This window comes from Microbacterium sp. TPD7012, from assembly GCF_003075395.1.
Lineage (GTDB): Bacteria > Actinomycetota > Actinomycetes > Actinomycetales > Microbacteriaceae > Microbacterium.
Genome location: NZ_QDFV01000002.1, coordinates 470,729 through 490,011, shown reverse-complemented (window position 1 = coordinate 490,011; position 19,283 = coordinate 470,729). Strand labels below are relative to the sequence as shown.

17 protein-coding genes are annotated in these 19,283 nt (G+C 69.8%); 7 read left to right on the top strand and 10 right to left on the bottom strand.

Annotated features, from left to right (window positions below; genetic code table 11):
• Positions 1-8: 8 nt before the first annotated feature.
• Entirely contained in the window at positions 9-941 is a 933-nt protein-coding gene (locus DC434_RS06350; RefSeq protein ID WP_116634438.1) for a TetR/AcrR family transcriptional regulator, read from the bottom strand.
• A gap of 102 nt (positions 942-1,043) precedes the next feature.
• On the opposite strand from DC434_RS06350, the gene DC434_RS06345 reads away from it, so the two are divergent.
• Together DC434_RS06345 and DC434_RS06340 are read left to right on the top strand one after the other, a co-directional pair.
• Positions 1,044-1,934, top strand: a complete 891-nt coding sequence (locus DC434_RS06345; protein WP_116634437.1) for an ATP-binding cassette domain-containing protein — start codon at positions 1,044-1,046, stop codon at positions 1,932-1,934.
• Entirely contained in the window at positions 1,931-2,758 is an 828-nt protein-coding gene (locus tag DC434_RS06340; protein ID WP_116634436.1) for an ABC transporter permease, read from the top strand. Before DC434_RS06345 ends, DC434_RS06340 begins: the two co-directional genes overlap by 4 nt.
• A gap of 216 nt (positions 2,759-2,974) precedes the next feature.
• On the opposite strand, the gene DC434_RS06335 is transcribed toward DC434_RS06340, so the two are convergent.
• Positions 2,975-3,388 (bottom strand): metalloregulator ArsR/SmtB family transcription factor, encoded by a 414-nt coding sequence (locus DC434_RS06335; RefSeq protein ID WP_116634764.1) that lies wholly within the window; start codon positions 3,386-3,388, stop codon positions 2,975-2,977.
• 103 nt (positions 3,389-3,491) lie between these two features.
• Here DC434_RS06335 and DC434_RS06330 point away from each other — a divergent pair, with 103 nt between their 5' ends.
• Positions 3,492-4,922: a potassium transporter TrkG gene (locus DC434_RS06330; RefSeq protein ID WP_116634435.1), complete on the top strand. Its 1,431-nt coding sequence runs from the start codon at positions 3,492-3,494 to the stop codon at positions 4,920-4,922.
• Positions 4,915-5,586 (top strand): TrkA family potassium uptake protein, encoded by a 672-nt coding sequence (locus DC434_RS06325; RefSeq protein ID WP_116634434.1) that lies wholly within the window; start codon positions 4,915-4,917, stop codon positions 5,584-5,586. Before DC434_RS06330 ends, DC434_RS06325 begins: the two co-directional genes overlap by 8 nt.
• 16 nt (positions 5,587-5,602) lie before the next feature.
• Here the strand turns inward: DC434_RS06325 and DC434_RS06320 are convergent, their stop codons facing one another.
• Together DC434_RS06320 and proC are read right to left on the bottom strand one after the other, a co-directional pair.
• Positions 5,603-5,890, bottom strand: coding sequence for a DUF1905 domain-containing protein (locus tag DC434_RS06320; protein ID WP_116634433.1), 288 nt, complete (start codon positions 5,888-5,890; stop codon positions 5,603-5,605).
• 3 nt (positions 5,891-5,893) lie between these two features.
• A complete protein-coding gene (gene proC, locus DC434_RS06315; protein ID WP_116634432.1) occupies positions 5,894-6,733 on the bottom strand; it encodes a pyrroline-5-carboxylate reductase in 840 nt (279 codons plus the stop codon).
• A gap of 59 nt (positions 6,734-6,792) precedes the next feature.
• Between proC and DC434_RS06310 the strand changes: the two genes are divergently transcribed.
• On the top strand, positions 6,793-7,764 hold the full coding sequence (locus DC434_RS06310; RefSeq protein WP_116634431.1) for a cation diffusion facilitator family transporter: 972 nt from the start codon (positions 6,793-6,795) through the stop codon (positions 7,762-7,764).
• Positions 7,765-7,786: 22 nt separating this feature from the next.
• On the opposite strand, the gene tadA is transcribed toward DC434_RS06310, so the two are convergent.
• Positions 7,787-8,242 carry a tRNA adenosine(34) deaminase TadA gene (tadA, locus tag DC434_RS06305; protein WP_116634430.1) on the bottom strand — a complete coding sequence of 152 codons (456 nt, stop codon included), beginning with the start codon at positions 8,240-8,242 and terminating at the stop codon, positions 7,787-7,789.
• 81 nt (positions 8,243-8,323) lie between these two features.
• Here tadA and upp point away from each other — a divergent pair, with 81 nt between their 5' ends.
• On the top strand, positions 8,324-8,956 hold the full coding sequence (upp, locus tag DC434_RS06300) for a uracil phosphoribosyltransferase (protein ID WP_116634429.1): 633 nt from the start codon (positions 8,324-8,326) through the stop codon (positions 8,954-8,956).
• A gap of 46 nt (positions 8,957-9,002) precedes the next feature.
• On the opposite strand, the gene DC434_RS06295 is transcribed toward upp, so the two are convergent.
• From DC434_RS06295 to nadE, 3 genes are all read right to left on the bottom strand, one after another.
• Positions 9,003-9,800, bottom strand: a complete 798-nt coding sequence (locus DC434_RS06295) for a GNAT family N-acetyltransferase (protein ID WP_116634428.1) — start codon at positions 9,798-9,800, stop codon at positions 9,003-9,005.
• Positions 9,797-13,267, bottom strand: coding sequence for a bifunctional RecB family nuclease/DEAD/DEAH box helicase (locus DC434_RS06290; RefSeq protein ID WP_116634427.1), 3,471 nt, complete (start codon positions 13,265-13,267; stop codon positions 9,797-9,799). The genes DC434_RS06295 and DC434_RS06290 overlap by 4 nt, the downstream gene beginning before the upstream one ends.
• A gap of 74 nt (positions 13,268-13,341) precedes the next feature.
• A complete protein-coding gene (gene nadE, locus DC434_RS06285) occupies positions 13,342-14,160 on the bottom strand; it encodes an ammonia-dependent NAD(+) synthetase (RefSeq protein WP_116634763.1) in 819 nt (272 codons plus the stop codon).
• Positions 14,161-14,267: 107 nt separating this feature from the next.
• On the opposite strand from nadE, the gene DC434_RS06280 reads away from it, so the two are divergent.
• Positions 14,268-14,825, top strand: a complete 558-nt coding sequence (locus tag DC434_RS06280; protein ID WP_116634426.1) for a nucleoside phosphorylase — start codon at positions 14,268-14,270, stop codon at positions 14,823-14,825.
• A gap of 33 nt (positions 14,826-14,858) precedes the next feature.
• Here the strand turns inward: DC434_RS06280 and DC434_RS06275 are convergent, their stop codons facing one another.
• Together DC434_RS06275 and DC434_RS06270 are read right to left on the bottom strand one after the other, a co-directional pair.
• The gene (locus DC434_RS06275; RefSeq protein WP_116634425.1) at positions 14,859-17,858 is read right to left on the bottom strand and encodes an SMC family ATPase; all 3,000 of its coding nucleotides are present in this window, start codon (positions 17,856-17,858) and stop codon (positions 14,859-14,861) included.
• Entirely contained in the window at positions 17,859-19,028 is a 1,170-nt protein-coding gene (locus DC434_RS06270; protein WP_116634424.1) for an exonuclease SbcCD subunit D, read from the bottom strand.
• Between the last annotated feature and the right edge of the window lie 255 nt (positions 19,029-19,283).

Genomic DNA, 19,283 nt, shown 5'->3' with positions numbered 1-19,283 from the left:
GGTGCGCGTCAGGCGGACTTCGTCGCCTTCGCCAGCCGCTCTCCGGCCTCGCGCAGGGTCTGCCGCTCGACCTTGCGCGCCGCGCGAAGCATCTTCTCGGCCTCGCGGACGGCCTTCTGCGCCTCGCGCAGCCGGCGGTCGCCGGCGAGTTCGGCGGGATCCAGAGCGACCCACTCGTCCGAGGGATCGCGCGGCTCGTCGCGATCGAGCGTCGCGATGTAGGCGGCGACGCCGTCGAGCATCCGCTCCATCCCGAACCGGAACGGGTCGGCCGGAGAGAGGAACACGTCCTCCTCGATCGCGCGACGGAGGGCGGGGAATTCGTCGGCGGTGATCACCCGGTCGTAGAGGGTGGCCTCGCGCACGGCGACCTCTTCCGGCGTCAGCCCGGAGCCGCGGGACTGGGCGGTGTACCCGGCCTGCACGATCCCGCACCACCGCGCGTCACCCGTCACCGCCAGCGCGACGGCCACCCGCTCATCGGCCGTCAGAGGTGTGCTCTCGAGGGCCGCGAGCGACGCGTCCAACCACGCCGAGCTGTTGGGCGTGATCGGCGAGCCGTTGATCGGCAGGGACAGCATCCAGGGATGGCGGAGATACAGGAGCACCTGCTCCTCGTAGAGGGCGAGCAGCCGCTCCCGCCAGCCATCCACCTCGAGGTGGCTCTCCGGCGGGAGCCCGGTCGCCTGCTCCTGCATCAGCAGCAGCAGGTCGTCCTTCGCGCTCACATAGCGATAGAGCGACATCGGTGTGAATCCGAGCTTGGCGGCGACGGCGGCCATCGACACGGCGCCGATGCCCTCGGCATCCGCCAGCTCGACGGCCGCGTCGACGATCTTCTCGACGCTCATCTCGCGCTTCGGTCCGCGCTGCGGATCGGCGGCCACGCCCCAGGCGAGCGCGATCCCCCGCGGCAGCTCCGGCGGCTCGGTCTCAGTCATGCGCTTCATCCTACTTCTGTTTATTTAATAAACAGTGTGTTACGGTCATACACAGTTGTTTGTCACGTACACAGTTTTCCCCATACACAGAGAGGATCGACCATGGAGACAGCCATCGCGGTGCAGGGCCTCAGCAAGGCCTTCCAGGGCAGGGTCGTCGTCGACGACCTGGACTTCACCGTCGCGCGCGGAGAGGTGTTCGCGCTGCTGGGGCCGAACGGCGCCGGAAAGACCACGACGATCAACATCCTCACCACGCTCACCACCGCGGATGCCGGCTCGGCCGAGGTGGCTGGGTGGGACGTGCGCACGCAGAGCGCCGAGGTGCAGCGCCGGATCAGTCTCACCGGGCAGTCCGCCGCGGTCGACGATGCGCTGACCGCCACCGAGAACGTGGTCATGTTCGCCCGACTGTCGGGCCTCGGCCGCGCTGCAGCGAAGCGCCGCGCCGCCGACCTCATCGCGCAGTTCGATCTGACGGATGCCGCGGGCCGGATCGTGCGGACCTTCTCCGGCGGCATGCGTCGCCGTCTCGACCTCGCGCTGAGCTTCGTCGTGACACCCGAGGTGCTGTTCCTCGACGAGCCGACGACGGGCCTCGACACCCGGAGCCGTCGCGACCTCTGGGACATCATCCGCATGCTCGCGAGCGCCGGCACGACCGTCTTCCTCACGACGCAGTATCTGGAGGAGGCCGATCAGCTCGCCGACCGGATCGCCGTGCTCCACGACGGGAGGATCGCCGCCCTCGGCACCCCCGCGGAGCTGAAGGCCCGCATCGGGGGCGACACCGTCGAGCTGCACGACGATCGCGGCGAGCTCCGCCGGGAGATCCCCACCGACGGATCCGTCGCCGACCTCCGCCGCGCACTCGACCTGCTCGACGAGGAAGGCGCGGACGGCATCGTGACCCTCCGTCGTCCGACGCTCGACGACGTGTTCCTCGCCGTCACCTCATCCCCTGCCGCCCGCTCGTCGAAGGAGCTCGCATGAACATCGCCATCGCCGCGCCCCGCGCCACGGCATCCGTCCCCCCGTCCCCCGTCCCGCGCCCGCGCGTGCGCGGCCTCACGGCCGAGACCGTGTTCGTCGGCCGGAGCCTTCGCCATTCGCTGCGCGACGGCGAATCGCTGCTGATGGCGATCATGCTCCCCGTGATGCTCATGCTCATGTTCACGTGGGTGTTCGGCGGGGCGATCGATCCCTCCGGCGCCTACGTCGACTACGTCGTCCCGGGGATCATCCTCACCTGCGCGGGCTTCGGAGCCTCGTCGACGGCCGTGTATGTCGCGAACGACATGCGCACGGGGATCATCGACCGCTTCCGCACGATGCCGCTGCGCGCCGGCGCCGTGCTCACAGGGCATGTCGTCGCCAGCGTGCTGCGCAACCTCATCGCGACGGCGATCGTGATCGGCGTCGGCATCCTCGTCGGCTTCCGACCGACCGCGACTCCGCTGGAGTGGATCGCCCTGACGGGACTGATCGCGCTCTACATCCTCGCGATCACCTACCTGTTCGCCGCGATCGGTCTCGCCGCCGGCAGCCCCGAGGGCGCGAACGGCTACGGCTTCGTGCTGCTGTTCCTGCCGTACCTGTCCAGCGCATTCGTCCCGGTGGCCAGCATGCCCGCCTGGTTGCAGCCGGTCGCCGCCCACCAGCCGATCACTCCCATCGTCGAGACCATCCGCGGACTGCTGACGGATGCCCCGCTGCAGAGCGAGCCCTGGTGGGCGATCGGGTGGTGCCTGGTCATCCTCCTGATCGCGGTGACCTGGGGCGCCTGGCTCTTCCGCCGCAAGGCCGCCCGTCGTTGACACCGAGGACCACAGGTCCGGGACGGAGTCTCAGCTGAGACATAGCCGTTCCGGGCCTTCCACCCAGCCAGGCCTGCGATGGTTCTGGCAGGACTTGTGCCGGCACCGCCGAGTCCACGCGGGCTGGGGCCCGCGGATCGCCCCTGATGACATGCCCCCCTGTCATCGGGGGCGTGTCATGTCCAGGGCGGAATACGACGGCGGGAGCGGATGCCGTCAGGCGCCGAGCCGCTTGAGCGCCGATGTCACGACGTGCTTGGCGGAGGCGGCCGCGCGTCCGACGACCTCGGCCGCGTGAGCTGCGCTGTCGGGCAGCGGGACCGGGTAGGCGATGTCGGGAGCCTCATCGCCGTACGCGTCGACGAGGAACGGCACCAGCCAGTCGTCGACGACCTCGAGGGGCTCGACGGACAGGCTGTAGAAGCGACGCTGCCCGTCTTCGCGCACCGAGACGAGCTCGGCGTCGCGCAGGACCTTGAGGTGCTTCGACACCGTGGGCTGGCTGATGCCCAGATCGGCGACGATGTGGCTCACGCTCGTGCCCGACTCGCCTTCGGCCGTGCGTCGCAGCAGGAGCTGGAGGATGTCGCGCCTCGTACCGTCTGCGATCACGTCGAAGATGTCCGTCATGAGATCAGGGTAGTCGTCCCCGGCACGGAGTACCATGACGAAGGCTCGGCGAAAGGCGCCGTGTGACCGCACCGCGGGCAGGCGCAGGACGAAGGGGGACGCGATGTCGGGCATCGCTTCGGCGTCGTCCCCACGGGAGCGCCTCGAGAGCGTCGCCGGCTGGATCAAGCACATCGTCACCTCGTCCCCCTCACGATTCGCGATCGTCATCTTCGCTCTGCTGATCCTGGTCTTCACCGTCCTGCTGTCGCTGCCGATCGCCTCCGCGAGCGGCACGGTGACTCCGCTCAGCGATGCCCTCTTCACCGCGGTCTCCACGATCTGCGTGACCGGCCTCTCGACCGTCGACATGGCGAACCACTGGTCGCCGTTCGGTCATGTGCTGGTCTTCGTCGGCGTCAACATCGGAGCCCTGGGCGTGCTCACGCTCGCCTCGCTGATGGGCATGCTCATCTCCCGGCGGCTCGGCCTGCGCGCCAAGCTCATGGCCGCCGGGGACACGAACCCCCTGCGCGCGCACGGCGGGGTCGTCAACGAGAGCCAGACCGTGCGCCTCGGCGAGGTGGGCCAGCTGCTCACCACGGTCGCCGTCTCCGCGTTGATCATCGAGGCCTCGCTCGCGGTGCTCCTCTACCCCGCGCTCGTGATGGCGGAGGTCGACCCCATCGCCGCGCTGTGGGAGGCGCCCTACTTCGCCGCGATGGCCTTCACGAACACCGGCTTCGCGCCCAACGACGGCGGCGTCGCGGTGTTCGCCGACGACTACCTCGTGCTCTTCCTGCTGATGGTGGGCGTCTTCCTCGGAAGTATCGGATTCCCGGTCATCTACACGCTCGCCAAGCACGTCTGGCACGTCAAGAAGTGGTCTCTGCACACGAAGCTCACCCTCGTGACCACCGTGCTGCTGTTCGTGCTCGGCGCCGCGGTCTTCCTGATCCTCGAGTACGCCAACCCGAAGACCTTCGGGTCGATGGATGCCGCAGACACCACGTTCCAAGCCTTCTTCCTGTCTGCGATGACCCGGTCCGGCGGCTTCAACGTCATCGAGATGGACGATCTGAACGGCTCGTCGCTGCTGGCGGCCAGCATGCTGATGTTCGTCGGCGGTGGCTCGGCGTCGACCGCCGGCGGCATCAAGGTCACGACGCTGGCGGTGCTGGCGATCGCCGTCTGGTCGGAGGCGAAGGGACGCCAGTCGGTCGAGGTCTTCGGCCGTCGCATCCCCAGCGACGTGCAGCGCGTCGCGCTCAGCGTCGTCGCGTGGGGCGCCACGATCGTGGCCCTGTCGACCATCATCATCGCCCAGATCACGAAGGCCGACATCAGTCATGTGCTCTTCGACGTGATCTCGGCGTTCGGCACCGTCGGGCTGTCGACCGGTCTCACGGCGGAGCTCCCCGATTCAGCGTCCTATGTGATGGCCGCGACCATCTTCATGGGGCGCGTTGGTACAGTGACTCTCGCCGCGGCAGTCGCCGCGACATCGCGATCGCAGTATTACTCGCTGCCCGTGGAAAGGCCGATCGTTGGTTGAAGTCCTCCGGGGCGACGCTCCCGTCCTCGTCATCGGTCTCGGTCGATTCGGCGCCGCGTGCGCCGGTGAGCTCGATCGGCTCGACCGCGAGGTCCTCGCGATCGACGACAACCTCGAGCTCGTGCAGAAGTGGTCGGACCGCGTCACGCACACGGTGCAGGCCGACGCGAAGAACATCGATGCACTGCGGCAGATCGGCGCCGGAGACTTCCAGGTCGCCGTGGTCGCGGTGGGCTCGTCGATCGAGGCATCCGTCCTCATCACCGCGAACCTCGTCGACCTCAAGGTGCCGCAGATCTGGGCCAAGGCCGTCTCGCAGTCGCACGGCAAGATCCTCGCCCGCGTGGGAGCGAACCACGTCATCTACCCCGAGCGTGAGGCCGGCGAGCGCGTCGCCCACCTCGTGAGCGGACGGATGCTCGACTTCATCCGCTTCGACGACGACTTCGTTCTGGCCAAGATGTACCCGCCGAAGTTCATCCGCGGCGTCGGGCTCAACGAATCGGGCGTGCGCTCGAAGTACAAGGTCACCGTCGTGGGCGTGAAGAGCCCCGGCAAGCCGTTCCGCTACGCGGAGGCGAACACGATCGTCACCAACCACGACCTCATCATCGTGTCGGGCACCAACAGCGACATCGAGCGCTTCGCCGCGCTCGACCGCTGACGCGGACGGTGGCTGCTCAGGCGTCGATGTCGAGGGTGATCGCGACGACGTCGTCCACGGTCACTCCCTCGCGGTCCTGCAGCACCTTCTTGATCGGCACGATGTAGCCGCCGTCCTTCGGCCAGAGCGCCGTCGTCACGGTGGTGGCGCCGATCGTGACGGACGCCGGGATCATTCCCCATCCGTAGGTCACGATCGAGGCGATCTCGTGGATCAGCTCGCTCTCCGCGGGTGGCACGGCGACGAAGTGGAACGGCGCAGGACCCCGCCAGTGGAAGATCTCCCCCTCGATCCGCAGCCGCATCGCTCAGGCTCCTGCCGCGAGCTCCTTGGAGCGGGCGAGGGCCGCCGCCGCGGCATCCGAGAAGGTGCGGTCGAGTCGAGCATCCTGCAGCACGGCGATCGCGCGCTCGGTGGTGCCCTTGGGGCTCGTGACCCGGCGGCGGAGTTCGGCGGGGTCCTCCCCCGAGGCATCGAGCAGCGCCGTCGCACCGATGAACGTGTGTTCGGCCATGAGGCGCGCATCGGCCTCGGCGAACCCCAGACCGATGGCGGCCTTCGTGAACTCCTCGATCAGCAGGTAGACGTACGCGGGCCCGGAACCCGAGATCGTGCCGAGCGCGTCGATCTGCGATTCGGGCACCTCCACGACCGCGCCGACGGTCTCGAACAGGCGGCGGACGAGGGCCAGGTCGTCTGCGGTCGCAGAGGCCCCGGCTGCGAGCCCGGCGACGCCCTTGCGCACGGTGGACGGAGTGTTCGGCATGGAGCGGATGACGCGGGCGTCGTCGCCGAGCACATCGGCGAAGGTCTGGAGGGTCACGCCCGCTGCGAGGCTCACGACGATCGCGTCGTCCGCGAGGTGCGGGGCGATCTCACGGAGCAGCTCCGGCACCATCGCCGGCTTGACGCCGACGAGCACGATGCGCGCTCCGGCGACGGCATCCGCGTTGCCCTGCGGCCGCTCGGAGAGCGCGATGCTGGTGACCCCGTCGACGTCTTCGAAGGCCGCGGCCTTCTCGGGCGTGCGGTTGGTCGCGGTGATCCCGCCGTCGATGCGGATGCCGGAGGCGACGACGCCCCGGAGGATCGCGCCTCCCATGGAACCGGCACCGAGGAACGCGAGCGAGGGAAGCGATTCAGCCATGTCGTCATCCTACGGCGGGCGCTCCGGAATCCATCGGCGAGCAGTTCTAGACTCGTGCCATGAGTGCATCCGGAGGCAACAAGGCCATCGTCGCGGCGTTCCTGGCGAATCTGGGCATCGCGCTCGCGAAGTTCGTCGCCTGGGCGCTCTCCGGCTCCGCGTCGATGCTCGCCGAGGCGATCCACTCGGTCGCCGACTCCGGCAACCAGCTGCTCCTGATGCTCGGCGGACGCAAGGCCCGGCGCGAGGCCGACCGCTCCCACCCGTTCGGCTACGGGCGCGAACGCTACGTGTACGCCTTCGTCGTCTCGATCATCCTCTTCTCCGTCGGCGGCCTGTTCGCCATCTACGAGGGCGTCGACAAGCTCACCAACCCGCACGAGCTCGACAAGACGTGGTGGTGGCTGCCTCTCGTCGTCCTGGTCATCGCGATCGGCCTCGAGTCGTTCTCCCTGCGCACGGCCGTCAGGGAGAGCAATCTCGTGCGAGAGAAGGGGCAGTCGTGGGTCTCGTTCGTGCGCCGGTCGAAGGCGCCGGAGCTCCCGGTCGTGCTGCTCGAGGACGTCGGCGCGCTGACCGGTCTCACCTTCGCCCTCCTCGGCGTGGGTCTCACGCTGATCACCGGCAACCCGGTGTTCGATGCACTCGGAACGGTCATGATCGGCGTGCTACTGGTGCTCATCGCGATCGTGCTCGGCGTCGAGACCAAGAGCCTGCTGGTCGGCGAGGGCGCGACGCAGGCCGACTACGACCGGATCGTCGACGCGATCAACGCGGGCGATGAGATCGAGAAGATCATCCACATGAAGACCCTCTATCTCGGCCCCGACGAGCTGATGGTGGCTGCCAAGATCGCGCTCAGCGCCGACAAACCGCTGCGCGAGGCCGCCGACGACATCGACGCGATCGAAGCCCGCATCCGCGAGGCCGTGCCGGTCGCACGAGTCGTCTACATCGAGCCGGACGTGTATCGACCGGCGATCGATCCGCAGCCCTCGACCGACGTCTTCGTGCTCAAGTCCTCGGACTGAGTCTCTCCGAAGAACGTGGAGCTCAGCGACGCTGCTCGAAGAAGTCGCGCAAGAGGGCCGTCGCGGCATCCGCTTCGATGCCGCCGATGACCTCCGCGCGGTACGGCAGGCGCCGGTCGCGGAGCACGTCGTACAGGGAGCCCGCCGCTCCCGCCTTGTCGTCCCACGCCCCGAAGACCACGCGGCCGATGCGCGCCTGCAGGATCGCCCCCGCGCACATGAGACACGGCTCGAGCGTCACCACGAGCGTGTGACCCGCGAGATTCCAGGAGCCCGCGGATGCCGCGGCACGTCGCAGCGCGTCGATCTCGGCATGGCCGGTGGGGTCGTGCGTCTCCTCGCGGTTGTTGCGCCCCTCGGCGACGATGCGACCCTCGGCATCGAGGATCACCGCCCCCACCGGGATCTCCGACGCGGCCGCAGCCTCCGCCGCGAGCACGAGCGCGCGTCGCATCGCGAGATCGTCGGCTTCGGTCATGGGTCGAGCCTACGACAGCGGCCTCCGGCATCCGGCAGCATCGATGTCGTGCGGAGGGGCGCCGCGCATTAGCCTGTATCCATGCGTGTTCACGTCGCCGACCACCCCCTCATCACCCACAAGCTCTCGGTGCTGCGCGACCAGCGCACCCCGTCGCCGGTCTTCCGGCAGCTCACCGAAGAACTCGTGACGCTGCTCGCGTACGAGGCGACGCGCAACGTCAAGGTCAGCCCGATCGAGATCACGACACCGGTGACGACGACGATGGGCGTGAAGATCTCGGAGCCGCGTCCGATCGTGGTACCGATCCTGCGCGCCGGTCTCGGCATGCTGGAGGGCCTCGTGAAGCTCCTCCCGACCGCCGAGGTCGGCTTCCTGGGCATGGTCCGCGACGAGACGACCTTCGAGCCGACGACCTACGCCGAGCGTCTTCCCGACGACCTGAGCGACCGCCAGTGCTTCGCCATCGACCCGATGCTCGCCACGGGCGGCTCGCTCGCGGCGGCGATCCAGTTCCTGTTCAACCGCGGAGCCAAGGACGTCACCGCGATCTGCCTGCTCGGCACCCCGGAGGGCGTGGCCGCGATCGAGGCCATGGCCGGCGACCGCGATGTCACGCTCGTGCTCGGCGCCCTCGACGAGCGTCTCAACGAGAAGGGGTACATCGTGCCCGGACTCGGCGACGCCGGCGACCGGCTCTACGGCACCGTCTGATACCCCGGGCGCGGCGGCTCGCCGACCGATCCGCTCGCCGACCGATCTAGGCGAGATCTAGGCGATACGCCCGCTCATCGCCGTAGTGCTCGAAGCCGACCCGAGTGAGGATCGGCGCCGAGGTGGCGATCCGGCCCTTCACCAGCGCGGTCGTCGCGCCGAGCTCGACGCTCGCGCGCAGCCTTTCGGCGAGGACCGCGCGGTACACGCCTCGTCCGCGGAACTCCGCGAGAGTCGCCGCGCCCCAGAGCCGTGTGAAACCGTCGACGATCGTGCATCCACCGGTGCCGACCGCCACGCCGTCGAGGCGCCCGAGCACCCGCAGACCCTCCCCTGCCTCGCGCTCGGCGGTGAGCTCGGCCAGCTCGACGCGGAGGCCCTCCTCGTCGAGAGGCTCCTGCTCCCAGACCGGCACGTTGATCGCATCGACCTCGCGCACCTGATCGAGAGTGCGGACGACCTCTCCCGATGCCTCCGGGGGAACGTCGCCGGCGAGATCGTCGATCGCGGGCGCATCGATGGCGCGCGCGAGCACCGCGACCGTATCGATGTGCTCCGCACCGCGTCGTCGCAGCTCCGCTTCGAGGTCGGGATCGTCCGAGGGGTTGGTCCAGAACGTCAGCCGAGACTCGCCCCAGCTCCTCGCGCGCTCGACGGCGTGATCGAGCACCGCCGCGGCCTCCGAGGTCGAGTGCACCTGCGAGCCACGCACTCCGCCACCGAGTCTGGCGGGATAGCGCACGAGGCGGAGGTGGACGTTCTCCTGCTCGCCGTCTCGCGGGAACCACGACCACGCTGCCGCGGCCCGAAGGATGTCGCCTTCGGTATGGGTCGGCGCGGTCACGACGCGGCTCCGACCAGACGCGCGAACGCGCTGAGCCGGGCGACGCCCTCCGGCGTGTAGGGCAGGTCGTCGAGCAGTGCCGGGGAGTGGATCAGGTAGGCGACGGCCTGGGCCCGGGAGATCGCGACGTTGAGCCGATTCTGCAGCAGCAGGAACTCCGGTCCCCGAGGAGCATCCCGCCCGCTCGACGCCGCCAGAGAGGTGATCGACACGACCGCCTCCTTGCCCTGGAAGTTGTCGACCGTGCCGACGGGGACATCGGGGAATCCGGCATCCGCGAGCGCGTCGAGGACGAGCTGGCGCTGCGCGTTGTAGGGCGTGACCACGATGATGTCGGACGGCTCGAGGGGCCGGATCGAGGCATCTGAGTCGTTGTCGGTGAAGGTGCGGCCGACGAGGTCTCGCACGAGGCGCACCACCTCGGCGGCCTCCTCGGGCGACTGGGTCGCGTTGCCGCGATGCCGGAGAGGAATCACGTGGAGCCCCGGCTCTATGCCGTCGATCGAGCGGCGTTCCGTTCCGGGTGCAGAGGCGAGCTGGCCCGCGTACGCGAGCTTCGAGACAGGAGCCGCCACGAGCGGATGCATCCGCCACGACCGCGCCAGGAAGTAGCCGAACTCCGGACGCACGACCGGGTCGCCGTCCATCACCCAGCCGAGGGCCGACGTGTCGACGGGCTCGGGGTGAGCGCCCTGACTGACCTGCGGGAGCTGCTGCGGGTCGCCGAGAAGGAGCAGTCTCTGGGCGCCCGCCGCGACCGCGATCGTCGACGCGAGCGAGAACTGCCCCGCCTCGTCGATCACGAGCAGGTCGAGCCCGCCCCGATCGACGCGCTGGGTGTTGCTGAAGTCCCAGGCGGTTCCGCCGACGACGGCGCCCTCGCCGGCGTGCTCTGCGAGGAATGCCGCCATGCCGTTCTTCGGTATCGCGGTGTACGAGGTCTCGGCCTCGCTGTCCTTCGGCGCCTTGGCGACCTGAGCCGGCGCCACGCCGTCGGAGACCACCCGCTCCAGCAGCGTCTCGATGATGGCGTGCGACTGCGCGACGACGCCGATCTTGAAGCCGTGCTCGTTGACCAGCCGCGCGATCACCCGCGACCCGGTATACGTCTTGCCGGTTCCAGGAGGGCCCTGGACCGCGAGATAGCTGCGGTCGAGATCGAGGACGCCGCGCACGATCGCGTCGATCACATCGTCTTCGGCAGGGGGAATCGGCGCACCCGATGCCGTGCGCGGCGGAAGGCGCCGCAGGATGTCGGTGGCAGGGTCGGCCGGGAAATCCGGCGCCGCGGCGTGCACGGCATCGGCCCACTCGTCGATCGCACCCTGCAGCGACACCACCCGCGGCGGCGCGGCAGGCGTGAGTGCGAGCGGGAGCTCGTCCCATGTCTGCCCCTGCACGGCCGACTCGGTCACCAGATAGCCGTCGTCGAGCACCTCGGACACGGTGACCGTATGCGGGACATGCACCGCCCGGGACGGCACCTCGGTGTCGAACGGCGCCGGCACCTCGTACAGCGCGAACGGCTGCGCACCGACGCCCAGCGTCGTTCCCGGTGAGACCTCGCCGCGGATCTCGATGTCGCGCGACATCGAGCGCCGTCCCTCACCGATGCTCCAGTCCCGGCGGACCGACGAGGACGGCCGATCGACCCGCACCACGTCGCGCGTGCCGTCCCACATGGTCACGGGTTCGCGCAGACGCTGGAAGTGCGAGACCCAGAAGCTCTTGGCCTCGCGAGGGAAGTAGTCGATCGCGGCTGCCGCGATGCGGTGCACGAGCCCGTCACCGCCGGCGTCGACCGCGCGTTCCGCATCCGCGAGAAGAGCGACGGATCGCGGAGAGGGCTCGTAGATCACCTCGTCGATCTCGTCCGGTGGCGCCGGTGTCACGCCCTCCTTCCGAGCGATGTCGATCAGCCAGTTGCGCAGCCGACGCGTGGAGACGCAGTCATAGCGGTTGTAGTCCGCGAGGTCGGCGAGCACGGCATCCGCTTCGCCCCGCTCCCCCGCGGCGGCGAGCTCTCGTGCCGCGACGTACTGCACGATCGAGTCGTCGCCCTTCTGCACATCACTCGTGCGCACGTCGTCGCCCATGTAGAGCGGCTCGAGCTTCTTGATCGAGTACGAGCGGGACCCGACCCTGACGGTGCGCAGCACGAGCGGATACAGATCCACGAACACGCCCTCGCGCAGCAGCCGGTCGACCTCGCCTTCACGCACTCCGTGCCGTGCCGCCATCGCCACGAGGTGCGAGGTCTCGTAGGGCGCGTAGTGATAGATGTGCATGGCGGGGTGCGCGGCCCGTCGCACCTTCACGAAATCGAGGAATGCTTCGAGGGCCCGACGCTCGTCGGCGAAGGTGTGCGCCCACAGCGCGGAATACTGGTCGGCGTTGTCGACCCAGCCGAACAGGTAGTCGATGCCCCAGTGCGCCTCGCCGTCGGGGGCCGGTTCCGTGTAGAGCGGATCGCCTTCGAAGTCGAAGAAGATGTCGCCGTGGCTCGGAAGAGGAAGGGTGTGGATCGCCGGCGCGTAGTGCACGTCGTAGGTCGGCGTGCCGTCGGCATCGGCGCGGATCTGCAGACGCGCCTGCGCGCGGAGGTTCTCGAAGGAATCGACGTTCATGCCGACAGGAGCGTCGGATGCCGTCGCGAGGGCGTCGATCGTGTCGATGCCGGAGGCCCGCAGACGTGCCCGCTGCACCGGACGCATGCGCGCGACCATCAGGAGGTCACGGTGCGCGAGGACCTGCTCCTCGCAGGTCGCGCACCGACCGCACGCCACGATCTGCAGGTCGTCACGGTCGTCGCCCCAGGCCAGCGGGGTGCCGGTCACTCCGTCGCCGATGCGACGATCGGCGATCAGCGATCGCAGTCGCGCTCGGCGCACCTGGAACAGCGGGAGGAGATCGTCGACGCGGTGCGTGCTGAGGGTGCTGTCGCCGAGGATCAGGTCGACCTCGTCGGATCGTGGGATGCCGAGACGATCGAGCTGGTCGACGTATGCCGCCAGCTGCATGAGCGCGGTCACGCGCGCCTTGCGCGCCAGCTTCGAGTCCTGCACGCGCCAGCGGCCGTCGTCGTCCCTGCGGAGGAAGTCGGCGAATCCGACGAACTCCTCGGTCGCGAACGCTGCCTGGAAGACGACCAGCGCGTCGGACTGCAGCGCAGCGACCGTCTCCTCGGTCGCAGCGCGAAGGGCCTCGGCGTCGACGGACGAGACCTTCTCGATCTGGTGGACCCTGTCGTCGCCGAGTTCGTCGACGTACCGCGCCAGCACATTCTGCTCATGCACGTCGCCGAGCAGCGCGGCGCGCTTCAGAGTGGCGTCTTCAGGCTCCTCGACGGCCGGGACGCGGCCGAGCTTCGCGTCGATCGCACGGCACCAGGCGAACTCGCATTCCGCGGCCGCCTTGAGATCGCTGGCGCTCCAGATGACGCGCTGCGCCGCAGTGTCGATCCGCACGATGCTCCCGTTCTGTCGGATGCTTCGACACTATCCGCGGCATCCGACACGGGACGAACGGCGCGCACCTCCGGTCAGCGCCACCAGTCGTCGTCAGGGGTCACCGGGAGGTGGCGCTTGTGCTGCGTCGCGAGGTACTTCGCCTCGATGCGTCCGGCCGCCTCGGGGTCGACGGGTCGCCCTTCGAGGAAGTCGTCGATCTGCTCGTACGTGAGGCCGAGCTCGTCCTCGTCCGCGCGACCCGGCTGGCCGTCGAGGAGGTCGGCCGTCGGCACCTTGAACGCGAGCCGGTCGGGAGCGCCGAGGAACTGCAGCAGCGAGCGGCCCTGCCGCTTCGTGAGCCCCGAGAGCGGCAGGATGTCGGCCGCTCCGTCGCCGAACTTCGTGTAGAAGCCCGTCACGGCCTCGGCCGCGTGGTCCGTGCCGATCACGAGCAGGCCGTCGTGGCCGGCGAGCGCGTACTGCGTGACCATGCGCACGCGCGCCTTGATGTTGCCGCGGTTGAAGTCGCTGATGTCGCTGGTGACGGCGAACTCGATGTCCTCTTCGACCCCGTCCACCCCGTTCTGGATGTTCACCTCGACGGAGGCATCCGGCGCGATGTACTCGAGTGCCGCCTCGGCATCCGCCGCATCCTTCTGCACCCGGTACGGCAGACGCACGGCGAGGAACTTCGCCTCGCCGCCCTCGGCGCGCACGCGTTCGACGGCGAGCTGCGCCAGGCGCCCCGCGAGGGTCGAGTCCTGCCCGCCGGAGATACCGAGGACGAAGCCCCGTGCTCCTGTCGTGCGGAGATAGTCGACGAGGAATCCGACTCGACGCTCCACCTCGGCTTCGGGATCGATCTCGGGCTGGACACCGAGGGCTTCGGAGATCTGCTGCTGCAACGACACGGGGGCCTCCACTCTTCCTCGAATCAGTATCGCCCTTCTGTGTTACGCCGGGGTGACAGAACCGCCCGTGCACACTCCTGTCAGCCACGACCTGAAAGAATGAGGAAGTGAAACTCCTCGTCGCCGCCCTCGCGTCCGAACTGTCCGCCTTCCCTGAGGCACTCGAAGGCTTCGACCGCCTCGTCACCGGCCCCGGCAAGCTCCAGGCGACCTACGCGCTCACCCGGGCGCTCGACGCACGCGCCTACGAGGAGATCGTCGTCGTCGGCACCGCCGGCGCGATCGCCCCCGGTCTGGAGGCGACGGTGCACGAGATCGGCACCGCGTTCCAGCACGACGTCACCGACCTCGACGGCATCGCCGGCCAGCATGTCTCGCTGCCCGCCCGGGTGTCGACCGGACGCGAAGGCGTTCTGATCGCCACCGGTGATCACTTCGTGGAAGACGCGGAGGTCACTGCGGTGATCCGCCCCTCCGGTGCCGCGCTGGTGGACATGGAGACCTACGCCTACATCTGGGTCGCCGAGCAGTTCGACGTGCCCATCCGGGTGTTCCGCGCTGTCTCGGATCAGGCCGAGGACGGGGCGCTCACGGACTGGCGCGAGGCCGTCGCGCGGTGCAGCGTCCAGCTGCGCGATTTCATCCGCAGCGAGTACGGCGTCTGACCTCGGGTCGACGCCGCCGGATCAGGAGACGCCTCAGCGCGTCTCGATGATGCTCGGCCCGTGGGGCGTGGCGCGGACGGTGAGCTGCGCGGGGATCTGCTCCTGCATGGCCTCGACGTGGCTGATCACGCCGACCGTGCGGCCACCCTGCCGGAGTTCGTCGAGAGTGCGCATCGCCACGTCGAGCGTGTCGCCGTCGAGGGATCCGAAGCCCTCGTCGATGAAGAGCGTGTCGAGGCGGATGCCGCCGGCCCGCGCGGTGACCACCTCGGCGAGCCCGAGCGCGAGGGCCAGCGAGGTGAGGAACGTCTCGCCGCCGGAGAGCGATTGGGGCGGACGGGTCTGACCCGTGAAGGCGTCGGACACCACGATCCCGAGACCGGATGCCGCGCCGCGCGCAGCGAGAGCATCGGAGTGCTGCAGCTGGTAGCGGCCCGTCGACATGTCGTACAGCCGTCGGTTCGCGGCCTCGACGATCTCCTCGAGCTCGGCCGCGAGGACGAAGGTCTCGAGCGCCATCTTGCGGGTGTTCGCACCCCTCCCGGCGATCGTGTCGGCGAGGCTCTGGAGCACCTCGAACTCGGCGGCGTCGTCGGCCGTCTTCGCGTGCTCGGCGTCGGCGGAGGCGATCAGGCCGTCGAGCCGCTCAGCGGTTCCGGTCGCGCGGCTCGCCTCGTCGACCGCCCGCACCCAGCTCGCGCGCGCCGTCGCCGCGGCCGCTTCGGCGGGCGAGAGGTCGATGGGCTCCTCGGGGAGCGTGCGCAGCTCGAGGTCGAACAGGGTCGCGCGCTCCTTCTCGCGTTGCACCGCGTGCTGGGAGATCCGCTCGTCGAGAGCCTCCTGCGCGGCGGTCGAGCGCAGTGCGGCGACAGCGGCGGCGGCATCGTCGAACGCCGACCCGGTCAGCGCGGCATCCCTCTCGCTCTCCGCCTCGCTCAGGGACTGTGCGCGACGCGCGCGTTCGGCCATGGCCTCGACGAGTGCGCGCGCCGCCGTCACCTTCGCCGTCGTGTCGGCGAGGCGTTCGGCCACGGTGTCGAACGGCCCGCGTGCGTCGGCGATCAGCCGGCGCGCTTCGGTGACGCGCTGGGTCAGCAGCGCGTGCTGCTCGCGCGAGGCCGCGAGCGCAGCATCGTCATCCGCTCGTTCACGCTCGAGCAGCTCGATTCGATCGGAGAGTGCCTGCAGCCGCGTGTCGAGGGACGCGACGCGATCCGCCGCGACGAGGCCCTGTTCGTGCCCCTCGACGGCCTCGAGGTGCTCCTTCTCAGCCTGCTCGACGGTGCGCCCGTCGGCCTTCGTCTCCGCGGCCGCTAGTTCGGCCCGGAGCGCGGACGACGTCGCCGCCGCGTCGCGCTCGCGCTCGGACGCGGCATCTCGGGTGACCTCGGCGGCGGCGATGTCATCGGCCGAGACGGGATCCGCGTGCGTCGCCGGCGCCGGATGCTCGTGCGCACCGCACACGGGGCACGCTTCACCGTCGGCCAGACCCGAGGCGAGCTCGCCGGCGATGCCGTCGAAGCGGCGCCGCCGGAGCTGCGCCAACGTCGTCTGCGCAGCGGCGTGCTCCGTCGTCGCGGCGGCCAGCTGCTGCTCGGCGCGCGCGTGGTCCGTGCGCAGCCGCACCGCTTCACGGGCTGCTCGGAGGCGGGAGTCAGCGACGTCCCGAGCGATGAGCAGGTCACCGGCACGGTCGGCGACCCGCCGTGCCTCGTCACGCTCGATGGTCAGCGCGGAGATCTGCGCCGGCAGCTCGGCGCGCTGCGCAGTCCCCGCCTCGGCGCGGGCCTCGGCCGACCGCACGGCGGCCTCGGCCGTCTGGAGCTCGTGTGCGAGGGAGCTCTCCTGCCGCTCGAGGTCGAGTGCGCGCTCCCATGCTCCGCTCTCCTTGAGGCGCTCCGCAGCCCATGCGGCCAGCTCGTCGTCGACCTCGATGTCGAACGACCGCCACGACTCGCGGGCGACGTCCTCTGCTCGGCCTGCGCTCTCGAACGCGCTTCGCGCTCGGTCGGCTGCGGCGATGGTCGAGCGGAGCGCTTCGGCCGCGCGCGCCTCATGCAGTTCGGCGCGGGCCGCCGCGATCGAGGGCTCCTCGGCGTCGAGACGGTCGAGCGCGGCCCGCGCGCGATCCCTCTCGGTCTGCGCACGCTGCTCTTCGCGGGTGGTGGCCAGCACGGCATCCGCGTCGGCCGAGCGCTTCTCGGCCTCGGCGCGTTCCGAGGCGCGACGCTCCGCGCGGTAGTCGGCCCTGGCCTTCGCGCGCCGCAGGTCGTCGAGACGCTCCGGGGTCGTGGCCGCCACCGTGGGACGAACGGATTCCCCGGCGCCCGCCTCGTCGTCGGCCCCGTCTCCCCAGAGGCCTTCCGTCGAGACCAGCCGCTCCGCCTCGTCGACCCGCGCGGCGACGGTCGCGAGGCGAGCACCGAGAGCCTGCTCCGCGGCCCTGCGCCGGTCGTCGAAACGCGACTGGACGTCTTCGAACCGCTGGGTGCCGAACAGCCGCCGGAGAAGCGTCTGACGGTCTCTGCTGCCCGCGAGGAGGAACTCCGAGAACCGGTTCTGCGCGAGCAGGATGACCTGCAGGAACTGTTCGCGACTCAGCTGCAGGATCTCGTCGAGCTCGGTGGCCACGTCGACCGCCCGCGCCGCGCGGCCGACCCACCCGGCATCCGTACGCTCCTCGAGCGAGACGGCGGCGGCCTGCTTCGTCATGCCGCCGCCGCGCTTGGCCGGGCGCAGGTACTCGGGTGACCGGGTCACCCGGAAGTGACCGGCGGAGGCGCTGAACTCCACGACGACCTCCGAGATGTCGTCGGGTTCGCAGTGGTCGCTGCGCAGCCGCTTCTCTCCGCCGTCGTAGCGCGGTACCCCGCCGTAGAGGCCGAAGCAGACCGCATCCAGGATGCTGGACTTTCCCGCGCCTGTTCGTCCGGCGATCAGGAAGATGCCGTCGTCGGCGAACGCATCGAAGTCGACGGTCTGGCGGGAGCGGAACGGGCCGAATCCCTCGACCTCGAGGCGATGGAGACGCATCTAGACGAGCGCCTCCGCGCGCACGCGATCGTCGAGCACGGCGCGGATGAGGCGGCTCTCGGTCTCTGTCGCTCCGTGGCCCGCGCGCACATGCTCGAGGAAGGCCTCGATGCGCTCCGCGTCGGTGACCGCCGCACGCAGTCGCTGGGAGTAGCTGCGCTCGCGCTCCTCGGCGACGACCTCGGGCTGGTGCTGCACCATCGCGCAGAACGGGAAGCTCTCGCGCAGGCGACGCATGGGCTCGGCCTGCGGCGCCGCGTCGGTGTAGATCGCGCACACCCAGTCGTCGACATGCTCGGCGATGTTCGCCTCCGAGAGGATCTCCTCGAGCGGACCCGTGAGCGTGACGAGCCGTCGAGGCACCGGCAGCTCCAGCCACTCGACACCGGCGAGCCCATCGGCATCGAGGTCGACCAGCCACGAGCCACGGGGCTTGTGCTGCTCGCCGAAGCTGTAGTGCAGCGGGGCGCCCGCGTAGCGCACGCGCTCACTGATCTGCTGGCGTCCGTGGATGTGGCCGAGCGCGACGTAGTCGGGCCCGTCGAACACGCTCAGCGGCACGACGTCGAGACCGCCCTGTCGCACCTCGCGCTCGAGCCCCACCGTCGCATCGACGCCGGCGGCGAAGCAGTGCGCGATCGCGACCGAGCGACCGGAGTGCCGCCCCATGCCGATCCGCACGAGATCCATCGCATGCGCCATGGTCTGCGCCTGCGTGCGCAGCTGACGCCCCTCGGCGTCGCCCTCCGGCCAGTGCTGACGCACGATCGCCGGCTCGAGATAGGGGATGCCGAAGAAGTTGACCGGCCCGTCGGCATCGGCGATGGTGACCGGCTCGCCGACGGCGAGCGGATCGGTCAGGACGTGGATGCCGTCGCGCAGCAGCCGTGCCTGGAAACCGAGCCGGGCCGCGGAGTCGTGGTTGCCGCTGGTCACGATCACGCGAGCACCCGTCTCGTGCAGCGCGACCAGCGCATCGCCGAGCAGAGTGTAGGCGGGACCCGAGGGCGTCGCAGAGTCGAAGACGTCTCCGGCGACGACCACGACGTCGACCGCGTTCTCCCGCACCTGCTCGGTGAGCGCGGCCAGCACGTCGGCGAGCGCGTCCATGGTCGAGTGACCGTGGAACGTGCGACCGATGTGCCAGTCGGAGGTGTGCAGGATTCGCATACTCACACGCTACGAACCACCACGGACATTCGGCCCCAGGCGTGCCGCAGATGCGGAGGAGAGAGCGGAAGGTCCCCTGACCCACCCTCGTCACGACGATCGGCACGCGGTGATGCATGGTGCGCTGTGCGCTTTCACCTGTGCGGCGTGCGGGGCTGCGCGATGCGATCCGGGCTGCCCTCCGCCCTCCAGGTGTGCCGGAACTTGCCCCTCCCGGCGGGGGTTGTGCCCGCTCCGTCGTGACTACCGACTTCC

Coding starts and splice junctions, on each gene's coding strand:
- DC434_RS06350 (WP_116634438.1), bottom strand. CDS start 941: ATGACTGAGACCGAGCCGCCGGAGCTGCCGCGGGGGATCGCGCTCGCC.
- DC434_RS06345 (WP_116634437.1), top strand. CDS start 1,044: ATGGAGACAGCCATCGCGGTGCAGGGCCTCAGCAAGGCCTTCCAGGGC.
- DC434_RS06340 (WP_116634436.1), top strand. CDS start 1,931: ATGAACATCGCCATCGCCGCGCCCCGCGCCACGGCATCCGTCCCCCCG.
- DC434_RS06335 (WP_116634764.1), bottom strand. CDS start 3,388: ATGACGGACATCTTCGACGTGATCGCAGACGGTACGAGGCGCGACATC.
- DC434_RS06330 (WP_116634435.1), top strand. CDS start 3,492: ATGTCGGGCATCGCTTCGGCGTCGTCCCCACGGGAGCGCCTCGAGAGC.
- DC434_RS06320 (WP_116634433.1), bottom strand. CDS start 5,890: ATGCGGCTGCGGATCGAGGGGGAGATCTTCCACTGGCGGGGTCCTGCG.
- proC (WP_116634432.1), bottom strand. CDS start 6,733: ATGGCTGAATCGCTTCCCTCGCTCGCGTTCCTCGGTGCCGGTTCCATG.
- DC434_RS06310 (WP_116634431.1), top strand. CDS start 6,793: ATGAGTGCATCCGGAGGCAACAAGGCCATCGTCGCGGCGTTCCTGGCG.
- tadA (WP_116634430.1), bottom strand. CDS start 8,242: ATGACCGAAGCCGACGATCTCGCGATGCGACGCGCGCTCGTGCTCGCG.
- upp (WP_116634429.1), top strand. CDS start 8,324: ATGCGTGTTCACGTCGCCGACCACCCCCTCATCACCCACAAGCTCTCG.
- DC434_RS06275 (WP_116634425.1), bottom strand. CDS start 17,858: ATGCGTCTCCATCGCCTCGAGGTCGAGGGATTCGGCCCGTTCCGCTCC.
- DC434_RS06270 (WP_116634424.1), bottom strand. CDS start 19,028: ATGCGAATCCTGCACACCTCCGACTGGCACATCGGTCGCACGTTCCAC.